This window comes from Burkholderia sp. Se-20378, assembly GCF_017104665.1.
Lineage (GTDB): Bacteria > Pseudomonadota > Gammaproteobacteria > Burkholderiales > Burkholderiaceae > Burkholderia > Burkholderia lata.
The window spans coordinates 1-6,598 of sequence record NZ_JAAGPG010000446.1; the positions used below are offsets into that span (position 1 = coordinate 1).

The following is a 6,598-nucleotide window of genomic DNA, read 5'->3' on the forward strand; positions in this document are numbered from 1 at the left end:
TGGAAGATCGGGGCCGGCGCCGCCGCCGTACTCGACCGGGATCTCGACCTCGCGGCCGTCGGCGTGCTCGACGTCGGCCGTCTCCCACGCGTCGCGCAGCGCCGGCGTGAGCGACTCGGCCGTCGTGGCGAGCGCGTCGAAAACGATCGTCAGGTTGTTCATGCCGGGCACGACGTCGATCACGTCGGGCCACGCGCGCGCGGCCTCGGCAACGGCCCAGACGCGGCGCTGGCAATCGAGCGTGGCGGGCGGCGGCACCTCGCAGACGAGGGCGGCATCGCCGAGCGGATAAATGCGGGGTTGCGTCATCGGACTGGCACGGTTCGGACGGCAATGTTAGCGCACATTGTCAATAAAATATCGACAACTTCCCAATAAGCGTTTTCGCCTAGCCCGTATGTCGGGGCTTCTGGCGTACACTCGGCACACCCTGTCATCCGGCTTGCTCCGCCTTTCCATGAAGCGTCCTGCGACCAAGATCGTGTCATCCGAACACCTCGTTTCCGATTCGAGCGCGGAGCTGTCGGAGCTCGAATACGGGCTCATCATGGCAGGCAATGCTTTCAACCGGTGGATGGTGCGCTGCATGTCGGCGGCCGGTGCGAAGGACATGACGGCGGTCGAGGTGTCGCTGCTGCATCACGTCAGCCATCGCGAACGCAAGAAGAAGCTCGCCGACATCTGCTTCGTGCTCAATATCGAGGATACGCACGTCGCGACCTATGCGCTGAAAAAACTGATCGCCCGCGGCTATGTGAAGAGTGAGAAGAACGGCAAGGAAGTGTTCTTCTTCGCGACCGACGCGGGCCGCGACCTGTGCCTGAAGTACCGCGAGGTGCGCGAGCACTGCCTGATCGAGACGCTGAAGGACAGCGGGCTCACCAACGAGCAGATCGGCGACGCGGCGCAGTTGCTGCGCAACGCATCGGGCCTGTACGACACGGCCGCGCGCGCGGCGGCGTCGCTGTAAACGGTTGCGCCGCAGGTGGCGCGCGGCGGTGCGCTGACGGGCGTGCGACGACGGATGCGGCGCCGCCCGCCGCATCATCCGGCGGACGGGTACAGCGCGCCGTCGGTCACGATCCAGCGCAGCGCGAGATCGTGCGCTTCGGCCGGCAGCGCATCGACGCGGCACGCTTCATAGGCGATGCCGACCGTCACGGGCAGCTCGCTGCCCGGCCATGCGGCAAGCGTGCGGTCGTAGTAGCCGCCGCCGTAGCCGAGCCGGTAGCGCTCCAGATCGAATCCCACGCAGGGAATCAGCAAAAGGTCGGGCACGACGACGATTCCCGACGCCGGTTCCGGAATCCGGTGATGACCTTCGCGCATCGGCGTGTGCGCGTCCCATGCATGGAACTCGAGCGGCGTGTGCCGCTCGTCGATCACGGGCAGCGCGACCTGCCGGCCGGCACCGGCCGCGCACCAGGCGAGCATTGCCTCGCGCGCATCGAATTCGCCCGGCAGCGGCCAGTAGAACCCGACCGTGCGCGGCGCGAGCCGTTCGAGCAGCGTGCGCAGGCGCGCGTCGAGCGCGGCGTTCGCGGCGGGTTGCGACGCGGCGTCGCGACGCGCGCCGGACAGCGTTTTGCGTAGCGCAACCTTCGGGTTTGGCACAGGGTTGCGTGCTATGCTTTCGCTCACTTCGTGCTCCATTCAAAACGATGTCGAACAGCCTTTTCCGAGTATATCGCGCGGTCGCGCTGACGCTTTCGGCCACCGCGCTCGTCGCGGGCACGGCCGCATGCGCCGCACCGAACGACGATACGGTCTCCGGGGACGACCAGACCTTCGTGCAGCTTCGTGAAGCCGCGCGTCGCAACGACGCTGCGAAAGCCGCGCAGCTCGCGTCGATGATCCCGAACTATCCGGTGCCGTCCTACGTCGAGTATTTCCAGATCAAGCCGCAGTTGTTCGATTCGACGGGCCGCGCGCGCGTGGACGCGCCGGACGCGCCCGTGCAGTCGTTCCTGCAGCGCTACGACGGCCAGGCGATTGCCGACCGCCTGCGCAACGACTACCTGCTGGTGCTCGGCGCGCGCCACGACTGGCGCAACTTCGACGACCAATACAAGCGCTTCGTGCTCGATGACGACACGCAGGTCAAGTGCTACGCACTCGAATCGCGCGCGGCGCGCGGCGAGAACGTCGCCGATGCGGCACGCGCGCTGCTCGTCGAGCCGAAGAACTACGGCGACGCGTGCGTCGACCTGATCACCGCGCTGACGGTCAACCAGCAGTTCACGAGCGACGACGTGTGGCAGCAGGCGCGCCTCGCGTACGAGCAGAACTACACGACGCTCGGCGGCAAGATCGTCGATGCGCTCGGCCCGCGCCCGGTCGGCTTCGACCAGGCGACGAGCGCGCCGCCGCTGTACCTTGCGCGCGGCGTCGGCCCCGACGCGACCTCGCACCAGCTCGCACTGATCGCGCTCAGCCGGATGGCGCGCAACGATCCGGACGCGGCAGCCGGGATGCTGACGTCGGTCGCCGCGTCGCTGACCAAGCAGGAACAGGCGATCGCGTGGGGTGCGATCGGCTACCAGGGCGCGATCAAGCGCTCGCCGCTCGCGTCGGTCTGGTACGCGAAATCGACGAATGCGCCGCTGTCGAACCCGGGCTACGAATGGCGCACGCGCGCCGCGCTGCTCGCCGGCAACTGGCCGATGGTGCGCTGGTCGATCGAGCAGATGCCGCCGTCGCTGCGCGACGATCCGGCCTGGATCTACTGGCATGCGCGCGCGCTCAAGCAGAGCGGCGACACGCTGCAGGCGAACCAGGAATTCGAGCAGGTCGCGGGCCAGTTCAACTTCTACGGGCAGCTCGCCGGCGAAGAACTCGGCCAGCGCACGACGATTCCGCCGCGCACGAAGGTGAGCGACGCCGAGATCGACGCGATGAGCAAGATTCCGGGCTTCGCGCTCGCGCAGCGTTTCTACGCGCTGAACCTGCGCCTCGAAGGCAACCGCGAATGGAACTGGCCGCTGCGCGGGATGACCGATCGCCAGCTGCTGGCCGCGGCCGAATACGGCAAGCGCGTCGAGCTGCTCGACCGCACGGTCAACACGGCCGACCGCACGAAGGCCGAGCACGACTTCACGCTGCGCTACCCGTCGCCGTACCGCAACATCGTCGAGCGCTATGCGCAATCGACCGGCCTCGACATCGAGTGGGCGTACGGGCTGATCCGCCAGGAATCGCGCTTCATCATCAGCGCGCGTTCGTCGGTGGGCGCGGGCGGCCTGATGCAGCTGATGCCGGCCACCGCGCAGATGGTCGCGAAGAAGCTCGGCATGGGCACGATCTCGCGCGCGCAGATGCACGACATCGATACCAACATCCAGCTCGGCACCTGGTATCTGGCGGACATCTACAACAACTTCGACAGCTCGCCGGTGCTCGCCACGGCCGGCTACAACGCGGGCCCGGGCCGGCCGCGCCAGTGGCGCCAGGTGTTGACGCAGCCGGTCGAAGGCGCGATCTTCGCAGAAACGATTCCGTTCAACGAGACGCGCGACTACGTGAAGAACGTGTTGTCGAACACCGTCTACTACGCGGCGCTCTTCGAGGGCAAACCGCAGTCGTTGAAGAAACGTCTAGGCATGATCTCGCCCTGATACGCAATCTTCACACTGCCGCGCGAGACGCGGCAGTGTTCTTTTGAGGCCCTGAACATGGATCGCCAGACCGTCGCGCTGCTGGGCGGCACCGGCTTCATCGGCAGCCGGCTCGTCAATGCGCTGATCGAATCCGGCAAGCAGGTACGGATCGGCACGCGCCGGCGTGACCACGCGCGCCACCTGCAGATGCTGCCGGTCGAAATCGTCGAGCTCGAAGCGCTCGACACGCGCACGCTCGCGCGCTTCGTCGCCGGTGCGCACGCGGCAATCAACCTGGTCGGCGTGCTGCACGGCGGCCGTGGCACGCCGTACGGGCGCGGCTTCGAGCGCGCGCACGTCACGCTGCCGGCCGCACTCGCAACCGCCTGCACCGAGGTGGGGGTGCAGCGCGTGCTGCACATGAGCGCGCTCGGCGCCGACTCGCACGGCGCGAGCATGTACCAGCGTTCGAAGGGCGACGGCGAGGCCGCGCTGCATGCGATCGCGGCGACCGATTCGCTCGCGCTGACGACCTTCCGCCCGTCGGTCGTGTTCGGCCCCGGCGATGCGTTCCTCAACACGTTCGCGAACCTGCAGCGCACGGTGCCCGTGCTGCCGCTCGCGATGCCCGACGCGCGCTTCCAGCCGGTGTTCGTCGGCGATGTCGTGCGCGCGTTCGTCAACACGCTCGATCTCGCGGCCGCGCACGGCAAGACTTACGAACTCGGCGGCCCGACCGTCTACACGCTCGAGCAGCTGGTGCGCTATTGCGGCACGCTGGTCGGTCGGCAGGCACGCATCGTGCGGCTGCCCGACGCGCTCGCGCGGCTGCAGGCCAGCGTGTTCGAATGCCTGCCCGGCGAGCCCGTGCTCACACGCGACAATCTCGCAACGATGTCGGTGCCGAACGTGCTGTCGGGGCCGCTCGCGCCGGAGCTCGGGATCTCGCCCGCGAGTCTCGAAAGCATTGCGCCCGCGTATCTCGGCCATGCCGCGCAGCGCTCCCGGTTCGACTGGTTCCGCTCGCGCCGCTAGGCCGGCAGCGTCTTCCTTTCCACCTTCGCGTTTTCCGGAACACCGTCATGAAACTCGTCATTGGAGACAAGAACTACTCGTCGTGGTCGATGCGCCCGTGGCTGCTGCTCGCGCATTTCGGCATTCCGTTCGACGAGATCGCCATCGAGCTGCGCCACGATGACACGGCCGCGCGCATCCGCGAATATTCGCCGTCCGGCAAGGTGCCGTGCCTGGTCGACGATCACGGCGTCGCGATCTGGGATTCGCTCGCGATCGCCGAGGCGCTCGCCGAACGCTATCCGCAGTTTCCGATGTGGCCGGCCGATCCGCTCGAGCGCGCGCATGCGCGCTGCGTCGCGGCCGAGATGCATTCGGGCTTCGCGGCGCTGCGCACGCAAATGGGGATGAACGTGCGCGCGTCGATGCCGGGGCGCGGCGCGACGCCGGATGCGCTCGCCGATGTCGCGCGCATCGATGCGCTGTGGAGCGAGTGTCTCGAGGCGTCGGGCGGCCCGTTCCTGTTCGGCGAATTCGGCATTGCCGATGCGATGTACGCGCCGGTCGTGATGCGCTTCAACACGTACGCGCCGGGCCTGTCGCCGGAAGCGGCCGGCTATGCGGCCCGCGTGACGGCGCTGCCGGCCGTCCAGCGCTGGATCGACGCCGCGCGCCGCGAAACGAACGTGATTGCCGAGTACGAGCCGACGCCATGAACATCTACGCAGTAGGCGGCGCCATCCGCGACGATTTGCTCGGCGTGCCCGTGCAGGACCGCGATTACGTGGTGGTGGGCGCGACCCCCGAACAGATGGCCGCGCAGGGTTTCCGGCCGGTCGGCAAGGATTTCCCGGTATTCCTGCATCCGCGGACGCAGGAGGAGTACGCGCTCGCGCGCACCGAGCGCAAGACGGCGGCCGGCTATCACGGCTTCCAGTTCCATTACGCGCCGGACGTGACGCTCGACGAGGATCTCGCGCGGCGCGACCTGACGATCAATGCGATGGCGCGCGAGGTGAGCCCGGAGGGCGACCTGGTCGGGCCGGTGATCGATCCGTTCGACGGGCAGGCCGACTTGCGCGCGCGCGTGTTCCGGCACGTGAGCGATGCGTTCGTCGAGGATCCGGTGCGGATCCTGCGCATCGCGCGCTTTGCCGCGCGGTTCGCGGATTTCACGGTCGCGGACGAAACGCTCGCGCTGATGCGGCGGATGGTCGACGCGGGCGAGGTGGACGCGCTGGTGCCCGAGCGCGTGTGGCAGGAAATCGCGCGCGGGCTGATGGAGGCGAAGCCGTCGCGGATGTTCGCGGTGCTGCGCGAGTGCGGCGCGCTCGCGCGCATCCTGCCGGAAGTCGATGCGTTGTGGGGCGTGCCGCAGCGCGCCGACTACCACCCGGAAGTCGACACGGGCGTGCACGTGATGATGGTCGTCGACTATGCGGCGAAGCAGGGCTACTCGCTGCCGGTGCGCTTCGCGGCGCTCACGCACGATCTCGGCAAGGCGACGACGCCTGCCGACGTGCTGCCGCGTCACGTCGGCCACGAGGGGCGCAGCGTCGACCTGCTCAAGCCGATGTGCGAGCGGCTGCGCGTGCCGAACGAGTGCCGCGATCTCGCGCTCGTGGTTGCACGCGAGCACGGCAACCTGCATCGCGTGATGGAGATGGGCGCGGCCGCGCTGGTGCGGCTGTTCGAGCGCAGCGACGCGCTGCGCAAGCCGGCGCGTTTCGCCGAGATGCTGCAGGCATGCGAATCGGATGCGCGCGGGCGGCGCGGGCGCGAAGCGCAGCCGTATCCGCAGGCCGAGCGGCTGCGCGTCGCGCTCGCGGCCGCGCGCAGCGTCGATGCCGGCGCGATCGCGCGCGGCATCGGCAACGACACGGAGAAGATCAAGGAAGCCGTGCATCGCGCACGGATCGAGGCCGTCGCGCAGGCGCTCGAGATCGGCGAATAGGGGAAACGGCGCGCATCGCGCGCCTGCCTCCCGA

Annotated in this window: 7 protein-coding genes; 5 read left to right on the top strand and 2 right to left on the bottom strand. The window is 68.4% G+C overall.

The window, feature by feature from the left end; genetic code table 11:
* A partial coding sequence (locus tag G3N93_RS30785; protein WP_206134645.1) for a carboxyltransferase domain-containing protein occupies window positions 1-309 on the bottom strand: 309 nt, incomplete at its 3' end.
* A gap of 148 nt (window positions 310-457) precedes the next feature.
* Between G3N93_RS30785 and G3N93_RS30790 the strand changes: the two genes are divergently transcribed.
* Window positions 458-970, top strand: coding sequence for a winged helix DNA-binding protein (locus G3N93_RS30790; protein WP_027788908.1), 513 nt, complete (start codon window positions 458-460; stop codon window positions 968-970).
* 74 nt (window positions 971-1,044) lie between these two features.
* Here G3N93_RS30790 and G3N93_RS30795 read toward each other — a convergent pair whose 3' ends face one another.
* Window positions 1,045-1,653 carry a 5-formyltetrahydrofolate cyclo-ligase gene (locus tag G3N93_RS30795; protein ID WP_174947372.1) on the bottom strand — a complete coding sequence of 203 codons (609 nt, stop codon included), beginning with the start codon at window positions 1,651-1,653 and terminating at the stop codon, window positions 1,045-1,047.
* Between the two features lie 8 nt (window positions 1,654-1,661).
* Here G3N93_RS30795 and G3N93_RS30800 point away from each other — a divergent pair, with 8 nt between their 5' ends.
* The 4 genes from G3N93_RS30800 to G3N93_RS30815 are packed head-to-tail and all read left to right on the top strand — an operon-like array spanning window position 1,662 to window position 6,564.
* Window positions 1,662-3,614: a lytic transglycosylase domain-containing protein gene (locus tag G3N93_RS30800; protein ID WP_041492980.1), complete on the top strand. Its 1,953-nt coding sequence runs from the start codon at window positions 1,662-1,664 to the stop codon at window positions 3,612-3,614.
* A gap of 57 nt (window positions 3,615-3,671) precedes the next feature.
* Window positions 3,672-4,631 carry a complex I NDUFA9 subunit family protein gene (locus tag G3N93_RS30805; protein WP_206134646.1) on the top strand — a complete coding sequence of 320 codons (960 nt, stop codon included), beginning with the start codon at window positions 3,672-3,674 and terminating at the stop codon, window positions 4,629-4,631.
* A 47-nt stretch (window positions 4,632-4,678) separates the two neighbouring features.
* Window positions 4,679-5,326: a glutathione S-transferase family protein gene (locus G3N93_RS30810; RefSeq protein WP_206134647.1), complete on the top strand. Its 648-nt coding sequence runs from the start codon at window positions 4,679-4,681 to the stop codon at window positions 5,324-5,326.
* A complete protein-coding gene (locus G3N93_RS30815; protein ID WP_206134648.1) occupies window positions 5,323-6,564 on the top strand; it encodes a multifunctional CCA addition/repair protein in 1,242 nt (413 codons plus the stop codon). Before G3N93_RS30810 ends, G3N93_RS30815 begins: the two co-directional genes overlap by 4 nt.
* Window positions 6,565-6,598: the final 34 nt, after the last annotated feature.